We start from the raw sequence: 25,408 nt of genomic DNA on the forward strand, positions 1-25,408 counted from the left end.
TCCACCCCATATTTCGAAAGGCGCCAGATTAATAGTCTGGCGCCTTTTTTGTTTCAGCGGTTTGAGTTTCAACGCAGTCGCAGGTGTTGGGCTGCAGGGCAGGGCGTTTCGTCGTATTTATGTTTCGCGATGATGCCGCACTGCTTGCCGGCCTTGTCCGCAGGGTCGGTTGTCAGGGAGATGATTGGCAACCGCTTCTATATATAGAAGGGTTGGCGCAGAGCCCTGGCATGATGGGATGTATTTGCCACCGGGGCGAGCTGCACTCGTGCATTCGCACCTATAAATTGCCTGCTGTTTTTTTACCCGTTTTCAGTAGGGTGACTTCTTGAGTTTGACCCACTAGAATGCATGCCCTTGATTCTGGGGTCGGAAACGGCCAGCTAACGTCTGTGCAACGAGGAATATCCATGCAAGTTTCTGTTGAAAATACTTCTGCTCTTGAGCGCCGCATGAGCATCACCGTGCCGGCCGAGCGCATCGAGACCCAGGTCAACAAGCGTCTGCAGCAGACTGCCCAAAAGGCCAAGATCGCTGGTTTCCGTCCAGGCAAAGTGCCAATGAGCGAAATCAAGCGCCGCTTCGGTGCTGATGCACGTCAGGAAGCGGTAGGTGACGTGATCCAGGCTTCCTTCTACGAAGCCGTTGTCGAGCAAAAGCTGAACCCGGCTGGCTCGCCTTCCATCGAGCCCAAGTCCCTGGAAGCAGGCAAGGATCTGGAATACGTTGCAATCTTCGAAGTGTTCCCTGAGTTCGAAGTTGCCGGTTTCGATTCGATCGCCATCGAGCGCCTGAGCGCTGATGTTGCTGACTCCGACCTGGACAACATGCTGGAAATCCTGCGCAAGCAGAACACCCGTTTTGAAGTGGCCGATCGTGCTGCCCAGAACGAAGACCAGCTGAACATCGATTTCGTAGGCAAGGTTGACGGCGAAGCATTCGCTGGCGGCTCCGCCAAGGGTACTCAGCTGGTGCTGGGTTCCAACCGCATGATTCCTGGTTTCGAAGACGGCCTGGTTGGCGCCAAAGCCGGCGAAGAGCGCGTTCTGAACCTGACTTTCCCGGCTGACTATCAGAACCTGGACCTGGCTGGCAAAACCGCCGAGTTCACCGTGACCGTCAACACCGTTTCCGAGCCCAAGCTGCCAGAACTGAACGAAGAGTTCTTCAACCAGTTCGGCATCAAGGAAACCGGCATCGAAGGTTTCCGCACCGAAGTTCGCAAGAACATGGAGCGTGAACTGCGCCAGGCGATCAAATCCAAGGTCAAGAACCAGGTGATGGACGGTCTGCTGGCCGCCAACCCGATCGAAGTGCCGAAGGCCCTGCTGTCCAACGAAGTTGATCGTCTGCGCGTGCAGGCTGTTCAGCAGTTCGGCGGCAACATCAAGCCTGACCAACTGCCGGCCGAACTGTTCGAAGAACAGGCCAAGCGCCGCGTTGTACTGGGTCTGATCGTGGCTGAAGTGGTCAAGCAATTCGACCTCAAGCCTGACGAAACCCGCGTTCGCGAAATGATCCAGGAAATGGCTTCGGCCTACCAGGAGCCTGAGGCTGTTGTGTCCTGGTACTACAAGAACGACCAGCAGCTGAACGAAGTGCGTTCGGTTGTGCTGGAAGAGCAAGTTGTGGATACTGTTCTGCAGAAGGCTAAGGTGACCGATAAAGCGGTCTCTTACGAAGAAGCAGTCAAGCCGGCTGAAGCAGCACAAGCCGACTGATCGCTCAACTCGTTTGAAAATACACCCATAAGCCAGCCTCGCGCTGGCTTATGCGTATTCAAGACATGACTATTTGGGAGTAACTGCAGAGCATGTTCCGTAATTCGTATATTCAGCAGAACTCTGATATCCAGGCCGCTGGCGGCCTGGTCCCGATGGTTGTCGAGCAATCTGCTCGTGGCGAACGCGCCTATGACATCTACTCGCGCCTGCTCAAGGAGCGAGTGATCTTTCTGGTTGGTCCGGTAGAGGACTACATGGCCAACCTGATTTGTGCGCAGCTGCTGTTCCTTGAAGCGGAAAATCCGGACAAGGACATCCATCTCTACATCAACTCCCCGGGCGGTTCGGTGACAGCGGGCATGTCGATCTACGACACCATGCAGTTCATCAAGCCGAACGTATCGACCACCTGTATCGGTCAGGCGTGCAGCATGGGTGCTTTCCTGCTGACCGCTGGTGCTGAGGGCAAGCGTTACTGCCTGCCGAACTCACGCGTGATGATTCACCAGCCACTGGGCGGTTTCCAGGGCCAGGCATCGGACATCGAAATCCATGCCAAGGAAATCCTCTTTATTCGTGAGCGTCTCAACACGCTGATGGCCAAGCATAGCGGGCATACCCTGGAAGAGATCGAGCGCGACACCAACCGTGACAATTTCATGAGCGCCGAAGCGGCTCGTGAATACGGGTTGATCGACGCAGTGATCGAAAAGCGCCCCGCTTAATATAAGCAGCTCAAAATAGGGCTGGTCGGCAGGTCCGACCACCAGTGGACTTGAAAAAGCCCTCAATAGCCTTCATCTTGTGTTGCAAGCCTATCGGATTTGGATCGAACGAATGACTGACACCCGCAACGGCGAGGACAACGGCAAGCTGCTCTATTGCTCCTTCTGTGGCAAAAGCCAGCATGAAGTACGCAAGTTGATTGCCGGCCCCTCGGTCTTTATCTGCGACGAGTGCGTCGACCTGTGCAATGACATCATCCGTGAGGAGGTGCAGGAAGCCCAGGCCGAAAGCAGCGCGCATAAATTGCCTTCGCCTAAAGAAATCAGCGGCATCCTTGATCAGTATGTGATTGGTCAAGAGCGTGCAAAGAAGGTTCTGGCCGTAGCGGTGTACAACCACTACAAGCGTCTGAACCAGCGTGACAAGAAAAGTGACGACGTCGAGCTCGGCAAAAGCAACATCTTGCTGATCGGCCCTACAGGCTCGGGTAAAACCCTGCTTGCAGAGACCCTGGCTCGCCTGCTGAACGTTCCCTTCACCATCGCCGACGCAACCACTCTTACCGAGGCCGGTTACGTAGGTGAAGACGTCGAGAACATCATTCAGAAGCTGCTGCAGAAATGCGACTACGACGTGGAGAAGGCCCAGATGGGCATTGTCTACATCGATGAAATCGACAAGATTTCGCGCAAATCCGACAACCCGTCGATCACCCGGGACGTTTCCGGTGAAGGCGTGCAGCAAGCGCTGTTGAAACTGATCGAAGGCACGGTTGCTTCCGTACCGCCACAAGGCGGCCGCAAGCACCCGCAGCAGGAATTCCTTCAGGTTGATACGCGCAACATCCTGTTCATCTGTGGCGGTGCGTTCTCCGGCCTGGAAAAGGTTATTCAAAACCGTTCCACCCGTGGCGGCATTGGCTTCAGTGCAGAAGTACGCAGCAAGGAAGAAGGCAAGAAAGTTGGTGAATCCCTGCGTGAAGTCGAGCCTGACGATTTGGTCAAGTTCGGTCTGATCCCGGAATTCGTTGGCCGTCTGCCGGTCCTGGCGACGCTGGACGAGCTGGATGAGGCTGCGTTGATGCAGATCCTCACCGAGCCGAAAAACGCCCTGACCAAGCAATACGCCAAGCTGTTCGAGATGGAAGGTGTGGACCTCGAGTTCCGTGCTGACGCGCTCAAATCGGTGGCCAAGCGGGCACTGGAGCGCAAGACCGGCGCCCGTGGTTTGCGCTCGATCCTCGAAGGCGTACTGCTCGACACCATGTACGAAATCCCCTCGCAGTCCGAGGTGAGTAAAGTGGTGATCGACGAAAGCGTTATAGAAGGCAAGTCCAAGCCACTGTATATCTACGAAAACAGTGAGCCGGCTGCCAAGGCTGCGCCAGACGCTTAAGCGTTGCACCGCCGAGCTGCACAAAATAAAGGGGCCTTAAGGGGCCCCTTTGTTTTTACTGCGTTTAACTGATGCCATTACGCTTGTTTTTTTTGCAGGCAGCCCCCATCTTGGTTTCAAGCTTACTTTCATCTGTCATAGAGGCGAAATCATGAAGACAACCATCGAATTGCCTCTCCTGCCGTTGCGTGATGTCGTCGTCTATCCGCACATGGTTATCCCGCTGTTCGTGGGGCGCGAGAAGTCTATCGAAGCCCTCGAGGCCGCGATGACGGGCGACAAGCAGATCCTGCTGCTGGCCCAGAGAAATCCTGCTGACGATGATCCGGGCGAAGATGCCCTGTATCGCGTTGGTACCGTTGCAACTGTCCTGCAACTGCTCAAGCTGCCTGATGGCACCGTCAAGGTGCTGGTGGAAGGCGAGCAGCGCGGTGCGGTCGAGCGCTTCATGGAAGTGGACGGCCACCTGCGTGCCGAAGTGGCGCTGATCGACGAAGTCGACGCCCCTGAGCGCGAATCCGAAGTGTTCGTTCGCAGCCTGCTGTCCCAGTTCGAGCAATACGTGCAACTGGGCAAGAAAGTCCCCGCAGAAGTCCTCTCTTCCCTCAACAGCATTGATGAGCCAAGCCGCCTGGTCGACACCATGGCCGCGCACATGGCGCTGAAAATCGAGCAGAAGCAGGACATTCTCGAGATCATCGATTTGTCGGCCCGGGTCGAACACGTCCTGGCGCTGCTGGATGCCGAAATCGACCTGCTGCAGGTTGAGAAGCGCATTCGCGGCCGTGTCAAAAAGCAAATGGAGCGCAGCCAGCGCGAGTACTACCTGAATGAGCAGATGAAGGCCATTCAGAAAGAGCTGGGCGACAGCGAGGAAGGCCACAACGAAATCGAGGAGCTGAAAAAACGCATCGATGCCGCCGGCCTGCCGAAAGACGCGTTGACCAAGGCCACTGCCGAGCTGAACAAGCTCAAGCAAATGTCGCCGATGTCGGCCGAAGCCACCGTGGTTCGTTCGTACATCGACTGGCTGGTGCAGGTGCCGTGGAAGGCCCAGACCAAGGTGCGCCTGGACCTGGCCCGCGCCGAAGATATTCTCGATGCCGATCACTACGGCCTCGAAGAAGTCAAGGAACGCATCCTCGAATACCTCGCCGTGCAAAAGCGCGTGAAGAAGATTCGTGGTCCGGTGTTGTGCCTGGTCGGTCCTCCTGGTGTGGGTAAAACCTCGCTGGCGGAGTCGATTGCCCACGCCACCAACCGCAAATTCGTGCGCATGGCCCTGGGCGGTGTGCGTGATGAAGCGGAAATCCGTGGTCATCGCCGGACTTACATCGGTTCGATGCCAGGAAGATTGATTCAAAAGATGACAAAGGTGGGTGTGCGCAACCCGCTGTTCCTGCTCGATGAAATCGACAAGATGGGCAGCGACATGCGTGGCGACCCGGCGTCTGCTTTGCTGGAAGTGCTCGACCCCGAGCAGAACCACAATTTCAACGACCATTACCTGGAAGTCGACTACGACCTGTCCGACGTAATGTTCCTGTGCACCTCCAACTCGATGAATATTCCGCCAGCCTTGCTGGACCGGATGGAGGTGATTCGTCTGCCGGGTTACACCGAAGACGAGAAGATCAACATCGCCGTCAAATACCTCTCGCCCAAGCAGATTGCGGCCAACGGCCTGAAAAAAGGCGAGATCGAATTTGATGCCGACGCGATCCGCGACATCATTCGTTTCTACACCCGCGAGGCCGGTGTACGGGGCCTTGAGCGTCAACTGGCGAAGATCTGCCGCAAGGCCGTGAAGGAACATGCGCTGGAAAAACGCTTCTCGGTGAAGGTCACCGCGGACCTGCTGGAACACTTCCTGGGCGTGCGCAAATTCCGCTACGGCCTGGCTGAGCAGCAGGACCAGGTAGGCCAGGTCACTGGCCTGGCGTGGACCCAGGTGGGCGGCGAATTGCTGACCATCGAGGCCGCCGTAATCCCGGGCAAAGGGCAACTGATCAAGACCGGTTCCCTGGGTGACGTGATGGTTGAATCCATCACCGCCGCGCAGACCGTGGTGCGCAGCCGCGCCAAGAGCCTGGGGATTCCCCTGGACTTCCATGAGAAGCACGACACCCACATCCACATGCCGGAAGGGGCGACCCCGAAAGACGGCCCTAGCGCAGGCGTAGGCATGTGCACGGCACTGGTATCAGCCCTGACCGGCATTCCGGTGCGCGCCGATGTCGCCATGACCGGGGAAATCACCCTGCGTGGTCAGGTACTGGCCATTGGTGGCCTCAAAGAGAAATTGCTGGCTGCACACCGCGGTGGTATCAAGACCGTGATCATTCCTGAAGAGAATGTTCGCGACTTGAAGGAGATTCCTGACAACATCAAGCAGGATCTGCAGATTAAACCGGTTAAATGGATTGACGAGGTCCTGCAAATTGCGCTGCAATACGCGCCGGAGCCCTTGCCGGATGTGGCTCCTGAGATAGTTGCAAAGGATGAAAAACGCGAGACTGACTCTAAGGAAAGAATTAGCACGCATTAATACGTTTAAGCCTGGGGGCTTCCTTGACAGCTTTTTAGAGCCCTTGTTATAAAGCGGCTCTTAAGTGTCTGTAGGCCATTCAGCACTGGTTTTTGCTTTCACCAAAAAACTTAGAATCATACTCAATAGATATAAGGGGACTTAGAGTGAACAAGTCGGAACTGATTGATGCTATCGCTGCATCTGCTGATATCCCGAAAGCCGCTGCTGGCCGTGCGCTGGACGCAGTAATCGAATCCGTCACTGGCGCTCTCAAGGCCGGCGACTCTGTGGTACTGGTTGGTTTCGGTACTTTCTCTGTGACCGATCGTCCAGCTCGCACTGGCCGTAACCCACAGACTGGCAAGGCTCTGCAAATCGCCGCTGCCAAAAAACCAGGTTTCAAAGCCGGTAAAGCCCTGAAAGAAGCCGTTAACTAAGCTTCGCTCAAGCCTTACCCATCCGGGTCGGACGCAGGTCTGACCTGGCAGCGGAGCGGCAGCTGACCCGAGTATCCATCGGGTCGCCACGCCGGGGGTGTGGGTTCAAACCCCCGTCCGCTCCGCCAGTTACGAGAAGGCGCATCCTCGGATGCGCCTTTCTTCTATCCGGACTCTACCCACGCTCCACGGTTGCCTAATTTTGAAGTTCAACCGTTTCTGGGGGACGCATGCTGCAGAATATCAGGGACAATTCACAAGGCTGGATTGCCAAGACCATTATCGGGATCATCGTCGCATTGATGGCGTTCACCGGTATCGAGGCTATTTTTCAGGCTTCGACCAACAACAAGCAGGACGTGGCCAAGGTCAACGGTGAAGAAATCACCCAAAGCGAACTGGGCCAGGCCGTCGACATGCAACGTCGCCAGCTGATGCAACAGCTGGGCAAGGACTTCGATGCTTCCTTGCTGGACGAAAAGCTGCTGCGCGACGCCGCACTCAAGGGCCTGATCGATCGCAAGCTGCTGCTGCAAGGCGCGGCCGATTCGAAATTCGCTTTCTCCGAAGCTGCGCTGGATCAAGTGATCCTGCAGACGCCGGAATTCCAGGTGGATGGCCAGTTCAACGCTGAGCGTTTCGACCAGGTGATCCGTCAGCTGGGCTACAGCCGTATGCAATTCCGTCAGATGCTGAGCCAGGAAATGCTGATCGGCCAGGTTCGTGCTGGTATTGCCGGCAGCGGTTTTGTGACTGATGCCGAAGTGCTCGCGTTCGCCCGTCTGGAAAAACAGACCCGCGATTTCGCCACCGTCAGCGTCAAGGCCGACCCTGCAGCAGTGAAGATCACTGACGACGAGGTCAAGGCTTACTACGACCAGCACGCCAAGGAGTTCATGACCCCGGACCAGGTGGTCATCGACTATCTGGAGCTGAAGAAGGCTTCCTTCTTCGACCAGGTCGCGGTCAAGGACGATGAGCTGCAAGCCCTCTATCAGAAAGAAACCGCCAACCTCGCTGAACAGCGTCGCGCGGCGCACATCCTGATTGAAGTCAACGACAAGACCACTGACGAGCAGGCCAAGGCCAAGATCGAAGAAATCCAGGCGCGCCTGGCCAAGGGCGAGAAGTTCGAAGCCCTGGCCAAGGAGTTCTCCCAGGATCCGGGTTCTGCGAACAACGGCGGTGACCTCGGTTTCGCTGGCCCTGGCGTCTACGACCCTGCCTTCGAAACAGCGCTGTATGCGCTGAACAAGGACCAGGTCTCGGCACCGGTGCGTTCCAGCTTCGGCTGGCACCTGATCAAGCTGTTGGGTGTTGAAGCACCAGAAGTGCCATCGTTCGCCAGCCTGAAAGACAAGCTGACCCGCGAGCTCAAGACCCAGCAGGTTGAACAGCGTTTCGTCGACGCGACCAAGCAACTGGAAGACGCTGCATTCGAAGCTTCCGACCTGGCCCAGCCGGCGTCGGACCTGAAGCTGACCGTGCACACCTCCGCGCCGTTTGGCCGTGAAGGTGGCGAAGGCATTGCTGCCAACCGTGCCGTTGTGACCGCTGCATTCAGCCCTGAAGTACTGGATGAAGGTGCCAACAGCACCGCCATCGAGCTGGATCCGGAAACCATCGTGGTGCTGCGTGCCAAAGAGCACCTGAAGCCTACCCAGCTGCCGCTGGAAAGCGTTGCCACTGCCATCCGTGCCCAGTTGACCAAGGAGCGCGCGAGCGCTGCGGCGAAGACTCACGCGGACGAGCTGATTGCCAACCTGCGTGATGGCAAGACACCGCTGAACCAGCCGGTGGATGGCCAGGCCTGGAAAGTCACCGAAGCGGCCACCCGTGGCCAGGAAGGCGTCGAGCCAGCCGTGCTGCAAGCCCTGTTCCGCATGCCAAAGCCTGCGGCCAAGGACAAGCCGACCTTCACCAGCGTGACCCTGCCAGACGGTAGCCTGGTGATCGTGCGCTTGAACGCGGTCAATGAAGCCGCTGCACCGACCGATGACGAGAAGGCTCAGTACCGCCGCTTCCTCGCGTCCCGTGTCGGCCAGCAAGACTTCGCCGCCTATCGCAAGCAGTTGGAAACCAAGGCTGAGATCAAGAAGTTCTGATCTCGTAACAGCCTGAATAAAAAGACCCCGGCCTGAAGAGGCCGGGGTCTTTTTTTATCCACTAATCAGCTGACTCAACCAGTCTTGATTCAACGCGCAAACTTGAGCTTGCCCCAACTCAGGCCAATCACAGCCGCCAGGGTCGAAGCGCTCAGCACACTCAGCTTGGCAGCCGACAGCAGCGTCGGATCGGAGAAGGCCAGCGACGAGATGAAAATCGACATGGTAAAACCAATCCCCGCCAGCAGGCCCACCAGGGCGACGCCGTTCCAGGTCACGCCCTCCGGCAATTGGCAGATGTTCAGTTTGACCAGCACCACGCTCGCCAGCATCACACCGAGCGGCTTGCCGAGCACCAGGGCCAGGATGACCCCCATGAACACGCCGTGGGGCAGTGGATCGTCCAGGTTGAACCCTTGCAGGCTCACTCCGGCGTTGGCCAGGGCAAACAGTGGCATGACGCCAAAGGCCACCCACGGGTGCAGTCCCGCCTGGATGCGCTGCACCGGCGGCAGCATTTCCCGCTGGGCCTGTCGCAACTGCTTCAGTGGTTTGGCGACCTGGTGCGCGCTTTCAGCCGATTGTGAAAGCCGCTCCATCAGCTCGTTGAACGTGCGCCCGATGGTGTCCAGGGGGCGTTCCCGAGTGGGTCTTGGAGTGACAGGCGTCATCAGGCCCAGCACCACGCCGGCAAGCGTAGGATGCACGCCGGTCTTGAGCAGCCCAAACCAGACAATCGCCCCCGGCAACAGGTACACCACCGCCTTGCCAATGCCCATCCGCTGAAAAATCAGCACCAGCGCCAGCCCGCAGGCCGCGATCACCAGGCCCATGTAGTCCAGGCTGGCGGTATAGAAAATCGCGATGATCAGGATGGCGACGATGTCATCAATGATCGCCAGCGCCAGCAGCAGGATGCGCACGCCGGCGGGGATGGATTTACCCAACAGCGCCAGCACACCCACGGCAAATGCAATGTCGGTGGCAGTGGGCACTGCCCAGCCACTGGCCGCTACGGTGCCATGGTTGAGCAGGGTGTAAATCAGTGCCGGCATCAGCACGCCACCCAGCGCAGCGCCGAGGGGCAGGGTGGCCAGTTTCAGGTTGGCGAGTGCGCCGTCCCTGATCTCCTGGCGAATCTCGGCGCCCACCACCAGGAAGAAGATGGTCATCAGCCCATCGTTCACCAGGAAGTGCAACGAGCGCGAGACCGTGAAGTCTCCCAGCCCGATAGTGAGTGGGGTGTTCCAGAAGTGTTCGTAGGAATCTGCGACGGGGCTGTTGGCCCAGACCAGCGCGACGATCGCTGCCAGCAGCAACACGATACCGCTGACTGCTTCGATCCTTGAAAACCGCTCCAATGCGGACAGGGCGCCTTCGACCAGAACCTGGGGGCGCGGAATAGCAGGGTGTTTATCAGGCACGACAAGTCTCCATTGGCGGCCCGACCAATGCTTATCCTTTAACCTGCGCTGTGCCGTATGCAGCAGCGCACCCGGTGCGATCATAAGAGTTAAGAAACATCACGTCACGTTTCGTTTAAACATCGGTTAAACGCAGCGTCGCGATCAGCGCCAGTACGACCAACGCGGCGACCGCCCATGGAAACGATGTCACTCCCCACCCTTGCAACAACATGCCGCCGAGTAGTCCGCCACCGGCGATGCCCAGGTTCCACACCGTCACCAGCATCGACTGCGCGGCATCGGCTGAATCCCCGGCCGACTTGGCCAGCGCCGTTTGCAGCAATGCCGGCAAACCGCCAAACGCCAGCCCCCATAACGCCACCGTGGTATAGATCACCGTCGCCGAGGTGATCCAGAACGCCAGCGCCAGGGCCGACAGCGCGAACATTGCGCAGCTGATTACCAATAAGGCGCGCAGCCGCTGATCAATCAGCGCGCCGACGATCCAGATACCCAGCAGCGCCGCCAGGCCAAACACCAGCAGCACCTGGTCGATGTCCGCTGCAATCCCGGCAGGTACCAGGAACGGCGCGATATAGGTGTAGAGAATGTTATGAGCCAGTACGTAGGTGAAAGTCACCAACAACACCGGACGAATCCCTGGCAGTGCCAGCACCTGGCGCAGCCCCAGGCGTTTTTCCGCCTGTTGCCCGGCAAAGTCCGGGACCTGCCAGCGCACCCAGGCCAGCAGCACAACCGTCAGGCCGGACATGATCGCGAAGCTCAGGCGCCAGCCAACCGTGGTGCCCAGGAATGTCCCGGCCGGTACACCCAGTGACAGCGCCAATGGCGCGCCGAGCATGGCCACGGCAATGGCCCTGCCTTGCAGGTGCGGCGCAACCATGCGGCTGGCATAACCGGCCAGCAGCGCCCAGAGCAATCCCGCGAACACCCCGGCGAAGAACCTGGCCACCAGGGTCAGCAGGTAATCGCTGGAAAACGCCGTCACACTGTTGACCAAGGCAAACCCGCCGATGGCAATCATCAGCAATGGCCGCCGGCGCCAGCCCCGGGTGGCGATGGTCAGGGGAATCGCGGCCAACAGCGAGCCCAGGGCGTACAGGGTCACCAACTGGCCCACCAACGCTTCGGACACCCCGAGGCCGGTGCCCATTTGCGGGAGCAAGCCCGCCGGCATGGCTTCGGTGAGGATGGTAATGAAGCCGGCGGTAGCCAATGCCAACAGACCGCCCAGAGGCAGTCGTTCACGGCTCACCGCGCGGGTCGTGGAAGATAGGGCGCTGTCGCTCATGTTTTCTTGGCTCCGGTTTTCAGACGAAAGGGCAGGGAGCCAGAGTAGGGTGCTGCACGGTGGAGAAAAACAGGCTAAGGTTCCGAACTTATCGGACGCCAATGTCCGCAATCCTCGGGAGCGAGACGATGGACAGCCTGGGCAGTATTTCAGTGTTTGTGCAGGTGGCCGAAACCCGCAGCTTTACCGAGGCCGGGCGCATGCTGGGGGTGTCGTCCTCGGCGATTGGCAAAAGCATCGCGCGCATCGAAGAGCGCCTGGGGGTGCGGCTGTTCCATCGCAGCACCCGCAGTATCACGTTGACCAGCGAGGGCGCACTGTTTCTCGAACGCTCCCGGCGCATCCTGGCGGAAGTCGAAGCCGCAGAACAGGAACTTAGCCAGGCATCCGCCACCCCCAGAGGCAAGTTGCGCGTCAGCCTGCCGCAAGTGCGCGGCTTGTTGATGCCGGTACTGACGGATTTCATGCGCGCCTATCCCGAGATCGAGCTGGACGTGGACTTCTCCGACCGCATGGTGGATGTGATCGAGGAGGGTTTCGACGCGGTGATCCGCACCGGCAAACCCGAGGACTCACGCTTGATGGCGCGCCACCTCGGGTATTACCGCCTGGTGCTGGTGGCGTCCCCGGAGTACCTGCGCCTGCACGGTACGCCGCGCCAGCCCCGGGATTTGAGCGACCACGCCTGCCTGCGCCACAAATTCTGCGCCACCGGCAAACTGGAAACCTGGCCACTGCGCCCGGAGCCGGGCCTGCCGGAGCCGACCCTGCGTGCGCCGCTGGTCTCCACCACCATCGAATCACTGATGCACGTGGCCCATGAAGGCCTGGGGATTGCCTGCCTGCCAGACTTCATGGTCCGCGAATCGGTGGAGCAGGGCCGGCTGCAACGGGTGCTGGACTATTACCTGGAGCACAGCGGCAGCTTCTGGATGCTCTGGCCATCAAGTCGCCATGCCTCGGCGAAATTGCGCGTGTTTATCGACCATATGGGCGAGCGGCTTTTTCCTGCGGACACCGTCCCGTAAGGCTGTGACGTTTTACCGACAGGAATTCGCGCGCCGAGGCCACGTTCTGTTGCACAATACCGCCCTGACTGTTTTCCTCAGGATTTTCGATGTCGACATCATTTCACTTGCGTAGCCTCGGGTTGGCGCTGGTGCTGGCGGGCGCTGCGGGCTGCTCGTCACCCAAGACCGCTATTTATGAACATGAGAACTTCGACGACTCCGGCACGTTTTCCCGTGATTACCCGGTCAGTGACACGGCGGCCTGCGAAGCGGCGCGGCGTGCGCTGTTGAGCCAGGGTTACATCATCACCAGCAGCGATCCAAAGCTGGTGGCGGGTAACAAGAGCTTCCAGCAGACCGGCGAAACTCACCTGCAGATCAGCTTCAACGTGGTGTGTGCCGACGATGGCAGCGGCAATCATCACTCGACGATGTTCGCCAACGCCTTGCAGGATCGCTACGCCTTGAAGAAGGTCAACAACTCCGCCAGCCTCGGTGTGGGTGTGTTGGGTTCGGTGTCGATGCCGATTGGCTCCACCGACGACTCCATGGTCAAGGTGGCCAGCGAGACGGTGTCTGCGCCGAAATTTTATGAGCGTTATTTCGCCCTGGTGGACGTTTTCCTGCCCCAGGAAGTGAAAAAGGCAGCGCATATTCCAGAGAAGCCCAAGGCTGACCTGGGCATCCCGGAACCTAAGGCAGCTCCGGCGGCCGATAAGGCCGATAAGGTTGAAGCGCCGAAAGAAGTGCCAAAAGAAGCGCCGGCCACACCGGCAGCCCCAGTGACGCCGGCGGTAGTGCCAGCGGCATCGGAGCCGGTGGTACCACCGGCGGAACCTGCGCCGATTGCACCAAAGGAAGCCCCGGCACCGGCGCCAGAGGCCACCACTCCTGCGCTGCCGGCGCCGACCGAAGCGATTCCGCCTCTGCCGACGCCTGCGCAGTAACTACACCGCTACGGGGTTGGCCTTGTCGACGTTGATCCCGTAGCGGCTGATCGCCTCCGCCACCCTGGCGCGGCTGATCAGGCCGTCATCCGCCAGCGCCTTCAAGGCCGCCAGGGCAATGAAATACCGGTCCACCTCGAAGAACTGGCGCAAGGTTTCGCGGGTATCCGATTGCCCGAAGCCATCGGTGCCCAGCGCCACAAAGCGCCGGCCCGGTACAAACGGGCGAATCTGATCGGCAAAGATTTTCATGTAGTCGGTGGCGACCACCACGGGCCCAGGCTGGCCCTCAAGGCACTGCTCGACATAGCTGGTACGCGGTTCGCTTTCAGGATGCAGCAGGTTCCAGCGCTCCACGGCATGACCTTCCCGGCGCAGCTCGGTCAGGCTGGTGACACTCCACACATCGCTGGCCACGGCAAAATCATCGCGCAGCAGGTCCGCGGCGGCGATGACTTCCCGCAGGATCGAACCGCTGCCCATCAGCTGTACCCGTGGTTGCGTGGTGTCTTCAGCCGCCTTCAACCGATACATACCCTTGAGAATCCCGTCCTCGACGCCTTCGGGCATCGCCGGGTGCGGGTAGTTTTCGTTGAGCAGGGTGATGTAGTAGTAGATGTCCTCTTGCTCGACGTACATCCGGCGCATGCCTTCGCGAATGATCACCGCCAGCTCGAAGGCAAACGTCGGATCGTAGGAAATGCAGCACGGGATCACCGACGACAGCACATGGCTGTGGCCATCGTCATGCTGCAGGCCTTCGCCCATCAGCGTGGTGCGCCCGGCCGTCGCCCCCAGCAGGAAGCCCCGCGCCCGTGCATCACCTGCGGCCCAGGCCAGGTCGCCGACCCGCTGGAAGCCGAACATCGAATAGAAAATGTAGAACGGCACGGTCATCAAGCCGTGGTTGGCGTAGGACGTACTCGCGGCAATCCACGAGGAAATGGCGCCGGATTCATTCAGGCCTTCCTGCATGATCTGTCCGTCCTTGCTCTCCTTGTAGTAGGACAGCTGGCCGGCATCTTGTGGGGTGTAGAGCTGGCCGACGGCGGAGTGAATGCCGATCTGGCGGAACAGGCTTTCCATGCCAAAGGTGCGGGACTCGTCCGGCACGATGGGCACGATCAGTTTGCCCAGGTTCGGGTCCTTGAGCAGGGTGCCGAGGATGCGCACAAAGGCCATGGTGGTGGAGATCGCGCGTTCGCCGGTGTCCTTGAGCTGGGTGGCGAAGGCATCCAGTTCTGGGATCTTCAGCGACTCGACCGCGCTATGGCGAGCCGGCACGTAGCCACCCAGTGACTGGCGGCGGGCGGCGAAATAGCGGGCCTCTTCGCTGTCGGCGGCCGGTTTGAGATACGGGATTTCAGCCAGTTGGTCGTCGGCCACTTCCAGCCCGAAGCGATCGCGGAAGGCTTTGACGGCTTCAGCGCCCATCTTTTTCAACTGGTGGTTGATGTTCTGGCCTTCGCCGGCCTCGCCCATGCCGAAGCCCTTGACGGTTTTCGCCAGGATCACCGTCGGCTGGCCGCTGTGACGCACGGCGGCGGCATAGGCGTTGTAGACCTTGTCCGGGTCATGGCCGCCCCTTGAGAGTTTCCAGATATCGTCATCGGACATATCTGCCACCAGCGCCAGCAACTCCGGGTATTTGCCGAAGAAGTGTTCCCGCACGTAGGCGCCGTTTTGCGATTTGTAGTTCTGATAGTCGCCGTCCACGCATTCCATCATGCGCTGGCGCAGCAAGCCGCTTTTGTCCTTTTCCAGCAACGCATCCCAGCCGCCGCCCCAGATCACCTTGATCACGTTCCAGCCGGCGGCGCGGTACAGGCTTTCGAATTCCTGGATCACCTTGGCATTGCCGCGCACTGGGCCATCGAGGCGTTGCAGGTTGCAGTTGACCACGAAGATCAGGTTGTCGAGCTTCTCGCGCCCGGCCAGGGAAATGGCCGCCAGGGATTCCGGCTGATCCATCTCGCCATCACCGAGGAACGCCCACACCTTGCGGCCCTGGTGCTGCTTGAGGTCGCGGAACTCCAGGTAGCGCATGAAGCGCGCCTGATACGCGGCGGTAATCGGTCCGAGGCCCATGGAAACCGTAGGAAACTGCCAGAAGTCCGGCATCAGGCGAGGGTGCGGATAGGATGACAAACCGTCGCCACCGGCTTCCCGGCGGAAGTTGTCCAGCTGCGCTTCGCTGATCCGGCCTTCGAGGTACGCCCGCCCGTAAATGCCCGGCGCGGAGTGGCCCTGGATGTACACCAGGTCGCCATCGAAGCTTTCAGTTCGGCCACGGAAGAAATGGTCGAAGCCTACGTCATACAGCACCGCAGCCGACGCATAGGTTGCGATATGCCCGCCCACGCCGGAATGTTTGCCCGCGCGCAGCACCATGGCCATGGCGTTCCAGCGAATAAACGCATTCAGCCGGCGCTCGGTGGCCAGGTTGCCGGGGTAGGGCAACTGGCGGTCTACCGGGATGGTGTTGACGTACGGGGTGGTCACCCGCCCGTAGAAGTCGCCATGCCGCGCCACGTCGAAATCCAGCAACTGATCAATCAGGTAATGCGCGCGCGGGCGGCCTTCGGTGGACAGCACCGATTCGATGGACTCCAGCCATTCGCGGGTTTCCTGTGGATCGTCGTCGAGGCGTACTGCAGTGTTCGGGGTCATGTCAGGCTCCAGGGTGGACGGGTTTCAGCGTGTGGGCTCCTTGTGGGAGCTTTGCGAATGTAGTTGCAATTGCAACTACATGGCTGAATCTAGCGCGGGATGAGCTACTATTGCAACCTTCTTGAAATTCCCCGGATGGTGTTGCATGTCGTCGAAAGAGCCTGATGTCTGGTTCCGTTTTGTTCGGGCCCACAGGACGGTCATCCGTGAAATCGAACGGCGCCTGGCCGATGCCGGTCTGCCGCCGTATGCCTGGTACGACGCTTTGTGGGGCCTGGAAAGTGGCCCCGATGGCACCCGGCGCATGCACGAATTGGCCGATGTGCTGGCCATCGAACGCTACAACCTGACGCGCTTGGTCGACCGCCTGGAAAAGGACGGCCTGGTGGTGCGTTCGCGCTCCGACGGTGACGGGCGTGCTGCCTTTGTCTCGATCACCGACGCGGGCCGGGTATTGCGTAAAAAGATGTGGAAAATCTACGAAAGCAGCGTGGATGAATTGTTTTTGTCGCAGCTCGACAGCGAGCAACGCCGGGTTTTTGCCGAGGCATTGGAACGTACCGCGGGGCTGGCGATGGAGGCGGGCGTGCAGACCCGCGGGCGACGTAAGACCTGAAGCAAAGACTCCAGGCGACGCGGATTCCGTGTGGGAGCGGGCTTGCTCGCGAAAGCGGTGTGTCAGCAACAGTAATATCAACAGGCACACCGTCTTCGCGAGCAAGCCCGCTCCCACATTTGATCTGCGATGGATTGCAGATCGTCATTTCAGGTGATATCGATTCAGGGCGGTCTCCACCTGTTCTGCTTCGATCCAGCCGTCATCCGCCAACGCCTTCAATGCCAGCACCGCTACCCAATATCGACTGGGTGCTGACGTTTCCACGGAGCCCGCACCCAATGCTACAAAACGCGCATCCACATGCCCCGCCAATTGATCGACGATAGGCTGCGGATACCCGGTGACCGCGACCACCGGCGCGCCATCCCCAGCCAGGCAATCCCTTAGATGACAACTGCGCTTCGGTTCCAACGGGTGCAGGCGGTTCCAGCGTTGCGCTGCATCCGCTTCGCGGGCCAGCCGTGTATAGCTGGGGCAACTCCACAGTTGCGCCTCGACGCTCCAATCCGTCTCGAGCAACTGCGCGGCGTGCACGACTTCTTCAAACGCTCGACCCGCACCCAGCAACCGCACCCTCAATTCACTGGTGTATGAGCGCCGGACCCGGTACATGCCCCTGAGCGCATGGTCACTATCCTGGGGGCTCAGCCCTGGCCCTTCGTGTTGATCGTGCAGTGCCAGATAGTAGAACCCCGGCTCGCCGTCGACATAAAGCGCCTGCAAACCCGCCAGCACAATCGCCCGGGCTTCCTCGCCGGAGGCCGGGTCATAAGGTGTGCAGTGAGGATTGCTGGCCAGCCATAAGGGCAGTGAAGGGGAGGGCTGGGTTGCATTGTCGTTGCACAGGATGCCCCGCTGACGGGTCTCGCCGGACAGCGCGCGCAACTGCGCCGATGACGCGGCCGTGTGCAGGTACAGCATGGGTTTTTCCCCGGTATTGCGCGCGAACCAGGTGGGCCAGCTCACCACTCGGCGTGAGCGCGACTGGCCGCGAATCACCCACGCCTGCCGGCTGGACTCCAGGGTGTTGGCCATGGTCATCACGCTATACAGGGGCGAGCAGCGGGGCTGCTGCGTTGCATTCAGGGCGTCGATGCAGATCAGGGCAGAGCGTTCGGTGCTGGCAGTCATGAGCAGGGTCGCTTGGCAACGGGTGCCCATACCCTAAAGGAATTCGGCTTACGATTGCAATTGCAATGATTGCAGTTGCATCTAAAATTCATCCGGCTAAATCAAGGCAATCCTGCTACGTTTAATCCTGAAGTGCAGGAACGTCATGCCACGGACATTTTTTCGTCATGACGGCACTTTAGGCTGGTTGTGCAGGTCACTAAGCAACCCCTTTTCATAAAACAAGGAGTCAACCATGGACGATTACCAGGAAGAATTGCTCGAGTACCACGCCTTTGAACTGGATCCGCTGGATCCGGCCGATGATGCCACCGAGCTGTAAGACAGACGTCAGGCGGAATGCCGCTGACTGCGGCGAAATTCCCCTGGGGTCTGGCTGTTCCAGCGCTTGAACGCCCGTTGAAAGGCTTCCGCTGAAGCAAAACCGAGCAAATAGGCAATTTCACCGAACGCCAGTTCGGTATCGCGAATGTAGGTCATGGCCAGGTCGCGGCGAGTGTCGTTGAGAATCGCCCGGAACTGAGTCCCTTCTTCCGCCAGCTTGCGCCGCAGGGTCCAGGTCGGCAGTTTCAAGCGTGACGCCACTTCTTCCAGGTCGGGTTCCCGGCCACCATTGAGCATCGGCCCGAGCAAGCGGGTAATGCGCTCGCGCAGGCTGCGGGTGCGCGTCAACTGCTCCAGTTCCCGTTCGCACAACTGCACCAGTAATTGCCAGGTACTCGGGCAGTGTTCCGGGTTGCGCAGGGCCAGGGTTTGCTGGCTAAGGCGCAACTGATTGTGCTCGGCGCCAAACTGGATCGGGCAGTCCCCAAGCACGCTGTAGCGCTCGCTGTAGTCGGGGGCCTGGAACTCGATTTCGATTCGCTGCGCCTGCACCGGTTGCGCACTCAGGCTCGACAACTGATGCAGCCACCCGGCGATGATCGAGTCCACCACAAAGCGGTTATAGGCGTTGTACGGGCTGATGGAGTAGAAGCGCAGCCACGCACCGTCCGCATCCTCGTGAAAGCTCGACTGGCCGCGATAGTTGGAGCCGTACAAGGCTTCGAAGCGCGTCAGGGTACGGGCGGCTTCGCGCACGGTGGGCGCCTGGGCGGCGGTGACCCCGGCGAGCCCGGCCTGGCTCAGGCGGCTGAGCTGGCCCATGCGCAGGCCCAGGCTGGCGTCGCCGGTCAACTGGATGGCCGCAAAGCCCAGGCGCATATAGCGCGGGATCGACAAGCGTGCACCCGCCTCGGCCAGGCGCGCCGGGTCGAGGCCGTATTGCAGCAGCAACGGTTGCGGGTCCAGGCCATGGCTGTGGATCGCATCGGCCAAGGTGTGGACGAAGCCCACCGACAAATCCCCAAGCCGCACCGGCTTCATTGAGTTACAGCCACACGTTCAGCAGGCGCGCGCCACGGGCATTGCCGTCGGCGAACACCTGGCCGTTGCTGCTGAGGAAGCTTTGCCCGGCGCTGCCCATGTCAAAGAACTGCCCGCGCAGGAACACGCTCATGCCGGCGGTGGCCTGGCTGATGGGTTGCTGGCTGATCAGGGTCAGGCGGTGCCAGGCTTCGCCTTCGCTGAGCTCTTCGGGCTTGAGGCTGATCTCGGCTGGCGTCGACACGCTTTTGAAGCCGCGCCACGGCTTGTCCCAGGTCTCGCGGCCAATCACGAAGGCCGGCACCGCCACCAACTGGGCGCCTTGCTCGTTGAGCTTGCGGTAGTTGTCCGGGTACCAGCTGTCGCTGCCGATCAGGATGCCCAGGCGCCCGGCCGGGGTATCAACCACGCTGACGCTGTTCTCATCGCCCGGCTCAATAAAGCCGCGCTCGTCAAAAATCGGATACAGCTGGCGTTGCGGCTGGCCCAGCGGCAAGCCATCGCGGTCGAAGACCACACTGGTGTTGTACAGCGCGCCATGACCGATCTGCAGCTGGCCCTGGTTGACGCTCGGGTTGGGCAGAGCAATGGAGCCGGCCACCAGGGTCACGCCGAATTCCTTGGCCAGGCCACCGAACAGCACTTGATAGTCGCGGGCCATGGCCGGGGCCTTCATACGCAGGTAGGCGTCGTCGATACGGTCGTCACCCTTGGCGCTGATCAAGGCCCGCAGGAACAGCAGCGGGTTGCTCGCCGACAACCAGTTCATCGCTTCCTTGAGGTTGGTGGCCTGGTACAGCTCGTTCTTTTCGCCGCTGACCATCAGCCAGGTGCCGATATGTTCCGGCAGTACCACGATGGTCTTGTCGTTGATCAGGCCCTGGTCACGGGCGTTTTGCAGGTAGGCCGCCAGCTTGAGGTGCAGGCGTTCCAGGCTCTGGTAGTCGGCGGGGAACAGTTCCGGCTGGATGCCCAACAGGTTGCCGCGGTCGGCGGGCACGCCCTGGTCGACGGCCAGGTTGATCCGCAGGTCGGACAGGTAATGGCCCACGGGGCGCTCCTGGGTCCAGACCAGATAGGCGGAAACGGCGGCGACCAGGGCCATGATGAGGGTGAAGCCAAGAAGTTTACGCATGGGGCAAATGACAACGGACCGTGTGCTGGGTTTGCATTTTCTCTCAAATTTCTGGGCTGGGTACGAAAAACCGTGGTTTGGCACGAAAATCTCAAAAGCCTTGAGTGCGTGTTTTCGCCGCGGGCCGGATCTTTCCAGGGTCGACAGTAACGGGTTGTGACCACAGGTGCACGCGCGCTGGTCAATGCCGTGGGATGTTACTCGTGCGCGCACCAGCTTCTGGCAGATTGTTACTTTGTGCCTCAATACCGTGCGCAAGTTCCTCGCCAAGGTTGATTCGCGCAATGGGTTCGCGGAGGGCTAGCCGCGCAACTCAAGTGTTTCAGCGCCTTACAGGCCTCTCTGTTCAACGACGCGTCGAGTTGGCAACAACCTTGCATATGCTTGTATGTACAAGTAAAGATGTGTGCGTAAGAGTCCATGAGCATCCTCTTCGCACCCATCAATGTTCACGCATTGATCGTTGAGGATTTTTTTGTGACCAAGCCTACCCAATACCGTGACGTTGAAATCCGTGCCGCACGCGGCAACACGCTGACCGCCAAAAGCTGGCTGACTGAAGCGCCGCTGCGCATGTTGATGAACAACCTCGACCCGCAGGTTGCTGAAAATCCGAAAGAACTGGTGGTGTACGGCGGTATCGGCCGTGCGGCACGTAACTGGGAATGCTACGACAAGATCGTCGAAAGCCTGACCAACCTCAACGACGACGAAACCCTGCTGGTGCAATCCGGCAAACCCGTCGGCGTGTTCAAGACCCACAGCAACGCCCCGCGCGTGCTGATCGCCAACTCCAACCTGGTGCCGCACTGGGCGAGCTGGGAGCATTTCAACGAACTGGATGCCAAGGGCCTGGCCATGTACGGCCAGATGACAGCCGGCAGCTGGATCTACATCGGCAGCCAGGGCATCGTGCAGGGCACCTACGAAACCTTCGTCGAAGCCGGTCGCCAGCACTACAACGATGACCTCAAGGGCCGTTGGGTCCTGACCGCCGGCCTCGGCGGCATGGGCGGCGCCCAGCCACTGGCCGCGACCCTGGCCGGTGCCTGCTCGCTGAACATCGAATGCCAGCAGGTCAGCATCGACTTCCGCCTGAGCAGCCGCTACGTCGACGAACAAGCCACCGACCTCGACGACGCCCTGGCGCGCATCGACAAATACACCAAGGCCGGCCAGGCGATCTCCATCGCGTTGCTGGGCAACGCGGCGGAAATCCTGCCGGAGTTGGTGAAGCGCGGCGTGCGCCCGGACATGGTCACCGACCAGACCAGCGCCCACGACCCGCTCAACGGCTACCTGCCCGCCGGCTGGACCTGGGACGAATACCGCGCCCGCGCCAAGACCGAACCGGCCGAAGTGATCAAGGCCGCCAAGCAGTCGATGGCTGTGCACGTCAAGGCCATGCTCGAGTTCCAGAAACAAGGCATCCCGACGTTCGACTACGGCAACAACATCCGTCAGATGGCGCAAGAAGTGGGCGTGGAAAACGCCTTCGACTTCCCGGGTTTCGTCCCGGCCTACATCCGTCCGCTGTTCTGCCGTGGCATCGGCCCGTTCCGTTGGGCGGCACTGTCCGGCGACCCGCAAGACATCTACAAGACCGACGCCAAAGTCAAAGAGCTGATCCCGGACGACGCGCACCTGCACAACTGGCTGGACATGGCCCGCGAGCGCATCAGCTTCCAGGGCCTGCCGGCACGTATCTGCTGGGTTGGCCTGGGCCAGCGCGCCAAGCTCGGCCTGGCATTCAACGAAATGGTGCGCAGCGGCGAGCTGTCGGCACCCATCGTGATCGGCCGCGACCACCTGGACTCCGGCTCGGTGGCCAGCCCCAACCGTGAAACCGAATCGATGCAGGACGGTTCCGACGCCGTGTCCGACTGGCCACTGCTCAACGCCCTGCTCAACACCGCCAGCGGCGCGACCTGGGTTTCGTTGCACCACGGCGGCGGCGTCGGCATGGGCTTCTCCCAGCACTCGGGCATGGTGATTGTCTGTGACGGTACCGACGAAGCCGCCGAGCGTATCGCGCGCGTGCTGCACAACGACCCGGCGACCGGCGTGATGCGTCATGCGGATGCGGGCTACCAGATCGCGATTGATTGCGCCAAGGAGCAGGGTTTGAACCTGCCGATGGTCAAGTAAACCAGGCAGGCAGTTGCACCCTTTGCTTCATGGACGTCGGGCAGGTTGAGACGGATTTCAAGGTTCCGGTGCTTTATGTGTTTTCGGTAGGAGTGACTTGATGAGTCTCATGCAGATGCTCAGTTTTGGCGACACGGGTTGGGGGATGGCCTTGCTCAAGGCCGCCCTCATGACCGTGTTGTTGACCCTTGCGGCGCTGGTGGTCGGTGCGCTGGTCGGCAGCCTGGTGGCCATGGCCAAGCTTTCCAAAAAGCGTGCCTTGCGATACCTGGGGGATGCCTATTCCATCCTGTTCCGGGGGATTCCGGAGCTGTTGGTGATCTACCTGTTCTATTTCGGCGGTGCCAGTGTGGTGACGGCCGTCAATCACTGGTTTGGCGGTGAAGGCTATGTCGATGTCCCGCCGTTCATGGTGGGGGCCATCGCCGTCGGATTGATCTCGGCGTCGTATCAGGCTGAGGTCTATCGCGGTGCCTTTATCGCGGTGGCCAAGGGTGAGCTTGAGGCAGCACTGGCGATCGGCATGAACCGCGCAACGCGGATTCGCCGGGTGCTGATCCCGCAGATCTGGCGGTACGCGCTGCCGGGCCTGGGCAACGTCTGGCAAATGAGCCTGAAAGACTCCGCGCTGATTTCGGTGATTGGCCTGGTGGAACTGATGCGCGCCAGCCAGGTGGCGGCGGGTTCCACGCGCCAGTACTTCACGTTCTACATCGTCGGCGGCGTGTGCTACCTGATTCTGACCGGGCTTTCGGGCCGTCTTTTCAATATTGCCGAAGCGCGCGTACAGCGTACGCAGCGGCGCAATCCTGCACAGTCGTGAGAAGGGACCGTTTGCCATGATCGATTTCGCCTTTCTTGCCGACACCATGCTCAAGTTGCTGGGTGCCTTGCCCATCACCCTGGCCTTGTTTTTTTCGTCCCTGACCCTGGGGTTGCTGCTGTCGCTGGGCGTGGTGTCCATGCGCGTCAGCCGCTGGCCATTCCTCAGCTACCCGGCGCGTTTCTACATCATGCTGTTTCGCGGCACGCCGCTGATGATCCAGATGTTCCTGATCTATTACGGCCTGGGGCAGTTCCCGGCGATTCGCGACAGCTTCCTGTGGGTGGTGTTGAGGTCGCCTTATGGCTGCGCCGTGGTCTCCCTGGCGCTGTGCACCGCCGGTTACACCGCTGAAATCATTCGCGGTGGCCTGCTGAGCGTGCCTCAAGGGCAGATCGAAGCGGGGCAGGCGGTAGGCATGGGGCGTTGGACCCTGCTGTGGCGAGTGATCGGCCCCGTCACCTTGCGCCAGGCGCTTCCGGCCTATTCCACCGAGGCCATCTTGCTGGTCAAGTCCACCGCGCTGGCCAGCCTGGTCACCGTGTGGGACGTCACCGGCGTGGCGCAACAAATCATCCAGCGTACCTACCGCACCATGGAAGTGTTCATTTGTGCGGCGCTGATCTACCTGATCCTGAATTTCCTGGTGGTGCGTGTGGTGGCCTGGATTGAACATCGTCTGTCGCCCCATCTGCGTGAGCGGCCGAAAGACGTGCCGGTCAAGCAAACCCCCGAACCTATTTCTCATTCCTGATTGCAGCGGAGCTTGTCATGAGTACTCAGATTCAGAGCGCCCTTACGGTTAACAACATTCACAAGGCTTTCGGTTCGGCACAGGTTCTCAAGGGGATCTCGTTGGAGGCTCACAAAGGTGACGTGATTTCCATCCTCGGTGCCAGCGGTTCGGGCAAGAGCACTTTCCTGCGTTGTATCAACCTGCTGGAAACCCCGGACGAGGGCAGTATTGTGCTCGACGGCGAAACCATCGAGCTCAAGCGCCAGCGCAACGGTCGGTTGTTGCCTGGCAGCACGCGGCAGGTGGAGACCATGCGCAGCAAGCTGGGCATGGTGTTCCAGAGTTTTAACCTGTGGTCGCATATGACGGTTTTGCAAAATGTCATCGAGGGGCCGATGCGGGTGCTCAAGCGTTCGAAGGCCGAGTGTGTGGAGGAAGCTGAGCAACTGCTGCACAAGGTGGGGCTTTATGATCGCCGTGATTATTACCCGGCGCATTTGTCGGGTGGGCAGCAGCAGCGGGTGGCGATTGCCCGGGCGTTGGCGATGAACCCGCAAGTAATGTTGTTTGATGAGCCGACGTCGGCGCTGGACCCGGAGTTGGTGGGGGAGGTGTTGCGGGTGATGCGGTCGCTGGCCGAGGAAGGGCGGACCATGTTGGTGGTGACCCATGAGATGGGGTTTGCGCGGCATGTGTCCAATCGGGTGGTGTTTATGGCCAATGGGTTGATTGATGCCCAGGGCACGCCGGCGGAGTTGTTTGAGGGGTTGCCGACGGAGCGGTTTCGGCAGTTTGTATCGAGTCATACGCAGCGTAGTGCGGAGTAGTGGTTGGGTGTTGGTTGGGTTTGGGTATATATCCGTTGCTGCGGTAACGGCCGCTTATGGTTTCGCTCTTACAGCGAGTCACTTTGCAAAAGCGGCAAAGTAACCAAAGCGCTCTGCCCCGCCTGTCGGCGCCTCGCTTAGGCTCGGCGTTCCCTCACTCCGGCATTGCTCCGCGGGCCGCCGCGACGGGCCATCCATGGCCCAGCGCGGCTAAACCGGCGTCCTGCCGGTTTACCCGCTCCGCAATACCTGCGTTCGGCCTCGGGCTTATTGGGGCAGTCAGATCAAGATCAAGATCAAAAGCAAGAGCACGGCGGCCTGAAAGCCGACCTGAGTGTTAAAAGCCAGATCAAAAACCAGAG

19 protein-coding genes are annotated in these 25,408 nt (G+C 60.1%); 13 read left to right on the top strand and 6 right to left on the bottom strand.

The genetic code is table 11. The annotated features are described in order from the left end of the window. Positions 1–410 precede the first annotated feature (410 nt). The 6 genes from tig to AC3WKX_RS26845 all read left to right on the top strand — a co-directional run bounded on the left by tig (position 411) and on the right by AC3WKX_RS26845 (position 8,917). Positions 411–1,721, top strand: coding sequence for a trigger factor (gene tig / locus AC3WKX_RS26820; RefSeq protein ID WP_003207855.1), 1,311 nt, complete (start codon positions 411–413; stop codon positions 1,719–1,721). Positions 1,722–1,813: 92 nt separating this feature from the next. Continuing rightward, a complete protein-coding gene (clpP, locus tag AC3WKX_RS26825) occupies positions 1,814–2,449 on the top strand; it encodes an ATP-dependent Clp endopeptidase proteolytic subunit ClpP (protein ID WP_003174822.1) in 636 nt (211 codons plus the stop codon). Between the two features lie 112 nt (positions 2,450–2,561). After that, positions 2,562–3,845 carry an ATP-dependent Clp protease ATP-binding subunit ClpX gene (gene clpX / locus AC3WKX_RS26830; protein ID WP_003207856.1) on the top strand — a complete coding sequence of 428 codons (1,284 nt, stop codon included), beginning with the start codon at positions 2,562–2,564 and terminating at the stop codon, positions 3,843–3,845. Between the two features lie 151 nt (positions 3,846–3,996). After that, positions 3,997–6,393 (top strand): endopeptidase La, encoded by a 2,397-nt coding sequence (gene lon / locus AC3WKX_RS26835; protein WP_003207858.1) that lies wholly within the window; start codon positions 3,997–3,999, stop codon positions 6,391–6,393. 146 nt (positions 6,394–6,539) lie between these two features. After that, positions 6,540–6,812 carry an HU family DNA-binding protein gene (locus AC3WKX_RS26840; protein WP_003174819.1) on the top strand — a complete coding sequence of 91 codons (273 nt, stop codon included), beginning with the start codon at positions 6,540–6,542 and terminating at the stop codon, positions 6,810–6,812. A 230-nt stretch (positions 6,813–7,042) separates the two neighbouring features. Beyond that, complete coding sequence (locus tag AC3WKX_RS26845; RefSeq protein ID WP_003207860.1) at positions 7,043–8,917, top strand: SurA N-terminal domain-containing protein; 1,875 nt, start codon at positions 7,043–7,045, stop codon at positions 8,915–8,917. Positions 8,918–9,006: 89 nt separating this feature from the next. On the opposite strand, the gene nhaA is transcribed toward AC3WKX_RS26845, so the two are convergent. Next, positions 9,007–10,341, bottom strand: a complete 1,335-nt coding sequence (gene nhaA / locus AC3WKX_RS26850) for a Na+/H+ antiporter NhaA (RefSeq protein ID WP_102605978.1) — start codon at positions 10,339–10,341, stop codon at positions 9,007–9,009. Positions 10,342–10,456: 115 nt separating this feature from the next. After that, entirely contained in the window at positions 10,457–11,635 is a 1,179-nt protein-coding gene (locus AC3WKX_RS26855; RefSeq protein WP_102605977.1) for an MFS transporter, read from the bottom strand. 128 nt (positions 11,636–11,763) lie between these two features. Between AC3WKX_RS26855 and AC3WKX_RS26860 the strand changes: the two genes are divergently transcribed. Together AC3WKX_RS26860 and AC3WKX_RS26865 are read left to right on the top strand one after the other, a co-directional pair. After that, positions 11,764–12,663, top strand: coding sequence for a LysR family transcriptional regulator (locus AC3WKX_RS26860; RefSeq protein WP_003207864.1), 900 nt, complete (start codon positions 11,764–11,766; stop codon positions 12,661–12,663). 89 nt (positions 12,664–12,752) lie between these two features. Beyond that, positions 12,753–13,592: a DUF2242 domain-containing protein gene (locus tag AC3WKX_RS26865; RefSeq protein ID WP_003207865.1), complete on the top strand. Its 840-nt coding sequence runs from the start codon at positions 12,753–12,755 to the stop codon at positions 13,590–13,592. On the opposite strand, the gene aceE is transcribed toward AC3WKX_RS26865, so the two are convergent. Further along, on the bottom strand, positions 13,593–16,262 hold the full coding sequence (gene aceE / locus AC3WKX_RS26870; protein WP_102605976.1) for a pyruvate dehydrogenase (acetyl-transferring), homodimeric type: 2,670 nt from the start codon (positions 16,260–16,262) through the stop codon (positions 13,593–13,595). A gap of 145 nt (positions 16,263–16,407) precedes the next feature. On the opposite strand from aceE, the gene AC3WKX_RS26875 reads away from it, so the two are divergent. Further along, complete coding sequence (locus AC3WKX_RS26875) at positions 16,408–16,878, top strand: MarR family winged helix-turn-helix transcriptional regulator (protein WP_003207868.1); 471 nt, start codon at positions 16,408–16,410, stop codon at positions 16,876–16,878. 144 nt (positions 16,879–17,022) lie between these two features. Here the strand turns inward: AC3WKX_RS26875 and AC3WKX_RS26880 are convergent, their stop codons facing one another. The 3 genes from AC3WKX_RS26880 to AC3WKX_RS26890 form a co-directional block, all read right to left on the bottom strand. Further along, positions 17,023–18,042, bottom strand: coding sequence for a transketolase-like TK C-terminal-containing protein (locus AC3WKX_RS26880; RefSeq protein WP_102605975.1), 1,020 nt, complete (start codon positions 18,040–18,042; stop codon positions 17,023–17,025). A gap of 300 nt (positions 18,043–18,342) precedes the next feature. Next, positions 18,343–19,377 carry an AraC family transcriptional regulator gene (locus AC3WKX_RS26885; protein ID WP_102605974.1) on the bottom strand — a complete coding sequence of 345 codons (1,035 nt, stop codon included), beginning with the start codon at positions 19,375–19,377 and terminating at the stop codon, positions 18,343–18,345. A gap of 4 nt (positions 19,378–19,381) precedes the next feature. Next, the gene (locus AC3WKX_RS26890; RefSeq protein ID WP_008431963.1) at positions 19,382–20,512 is read right to left on the bottom strand and encodes a carbon-nitrogen hydrolase family protein; all 1,131 of its coding nucleotides are present in this window, start codon (positions 20,510–20,512) and stop codon (positions 19,382–19,384) included. Positions 20,513–20,989: 477 nt separating this feature from the next. Here AC3WKX_RS26890 and hutU point away from each other — a divergent pair, with 477 nt between their 5' ends. From hutU to AC3WKX_RS26910, 4 genes are all read left to right on the top strand, one after another. Beyond that, positions 20,990–22,660, top strand: coding sequence for a urocanate hydratase (hutU, locus tag AC3WKX_RS26895; protein WP_008431964.1), 1,671 nt, complete (start codon positions 20,990–20,992; stop codon positions 22,658–22,660). A gap of 100 nt (positions 22,661–22,760) precedes the next feature. Continuing rightward, complete coding sequence (locus AC3WKX_RS26900; protein ID WP_003220032.1) at positions 22,761–23,483, top strand: ABC transporter permease; 723 nt, start codon at positions 22,761–22,763, stop codon at positions 23,481–23,483. A 16-nt stretch (positions 23,484–23,499) separates the two neighbouring features. Next, positions 23,500–24,237 (top strand): ABC transporter permease, encoded by a 738-nt coding sequence (locus AC3WKX_RS26905; protein WP_003220033.1) that lies wholly within the window; start codon positions 23,500–23,502, stop codon positions 24,235–24,237. A gap of 17 nt (positions 24,238–24,254) precedes the next feature. Then, the gene (locus tag AC3WKX_RS26910; protein WP_003220035.1) at positions 24,255–25,046 is read left to right on the top strand and encodes an ABC transporter ATP-binding protein; all 792 of its coding nucleotides are present in this window, start codon (positions 24,255–24,257) and stop codon (positions 25,044–25,046) included. Positions 25,047–25,408: the final 362 nt, after the last annotated feature.

The organism is Pseudomonas sp. GP01-A4, from assembly GCF_058780865.1.